We start from the raw sequence: 1,335 nt of genomic DNA, 5'->3' as shown, positions 1-1,335 counted from the left end.
CAAGGATAACAACTTTACTCTCAATAAGCTTGATGATCGTATTGCCCGTCTTGAAGCGCATGAGCGTCAGTACTTGGAGGATTTGGAAAAGAACGACTTCGATGATGAACGTAAGCTTGGCAGGGATGAAACCGAGCTTAATCTGGAGGTGGTTCAGAAGCGTCAGGCGGATTACAAAGAATATCGTAATCAACTGGAGGAAAGTGGAGAGAAACAACTTTCACTCACAGATCCTGATTCTAAGTTGATGAAGTTCAATGACGGTTTTAACGTTGGCTATAATGTACAGACAGCCGTCGAGGCAGACAGTCATCTGATAGCCACCTACAATGTTACCACCAATCCTACTGATCATGGCGAAATTACGGAAACACTGACTGAGGCCAAGAATGATTTGGAACATGAAATAGTAGAAGTTGTTGCCGACAAGGGTTATCAAGATCCAAAAGACATGGCAAACGCTTTGGCTGCAGGAATCATCCCTAATGTAATACAGCGAGATGGCGATGATGTTGCTGAAGTAGAGTTTGAATATGTAGAAGCAACCGTAACAGATGATATGCTAAACAGCAAAAAGCCCGAGAATCTCGAAACTTGCCTTAAGGCTGGCAAAATACCGACTGCCTATGCAGGCATCCTTGACTCTCCCCAAATTGGTGTTCGTAAATCCTACGAATGTACGGCATCAAGTAATATAAAGGAAATGTCTGATGAGGAACTCAAACAGCTTGCGCTGCAAGGCTACTTTGTCAGAGATGCTGCTAAGAATTTAGTGTATTGTCCGCAGGGCTCTATATTACGTCAGAAGTCATTAAAGAAGGATGGCCGTATCCGTTATTGCAATAAGTTGGCTTGCAAAAAATGCTCGCATAAGTGTACTAAAGCAGCATTTAAAGAAGCAGACTTCAACAAGGATACTCTCGTGATGAAAGCTCAGAATTACAAGGTAGACTCCAGTAATCATCAGGAAGACCAGGAACCTCCTAAGACTAAGATGAAACGAGAAGTTAAAGAACACAAGATTGTGACATACAAACTTCATTTAGACAAGAAGAAGATGGCGCAAAGAATGTGTCTCTCAGAACATCCTTTTGGAACGATGAAGAGAACCTTAGGGGCGTATTATTTTTTATTGAAAACGAAGGTTAAGGTGGAGGCCGAAATGGCCCTCATCTGCCTCTCCTATAACATGCGTAGAGCCATCTCTATGCTTGGCGTTCCACAATTGATCGCAAAGATGGCATAAGGGGAAGAAGGAGGTCCCCACAACTTAATTTTTAGACCTCCTATCACTTATTTTCGCTCGATTTGAGCACATCAATTATGAATTTTATT

At 42.2% G+C, this 1,335-nt stretch carries 1 protein-coding gene; it reads left to right on the top strand.

Features of this window, described 5'->3' with window-relative positions; all coding sequences use genetic code 11:
• A partial coding sequence (locus ACQRBJ_RS16005) for a transposase (RefSeq protein ID WP_445304225.1) occupies positions 1 to 1,246 on the top strand: 1,246 nt, incomplete at its 5' end.
• Positions 1,247 to 1,335 lie beyond the last annotated feature (89 nt).

The sequence above is a fragment of the Prevotella sp. SGI.167 genome (genome assembly GCF_050313615.1).
In the GTDB taxonomy this organism is placed as follows: domain Bacteria; phylum Bacteroidota; class Bacteroidia; order Bacteroidales; family Bacteroidaceae; genus Prevotella.
The sequence above is the reverse complement of the archived record's forward strand: the minus strand, read 5'-3'. Positions and strand labels throughout refer to the sequence as shown.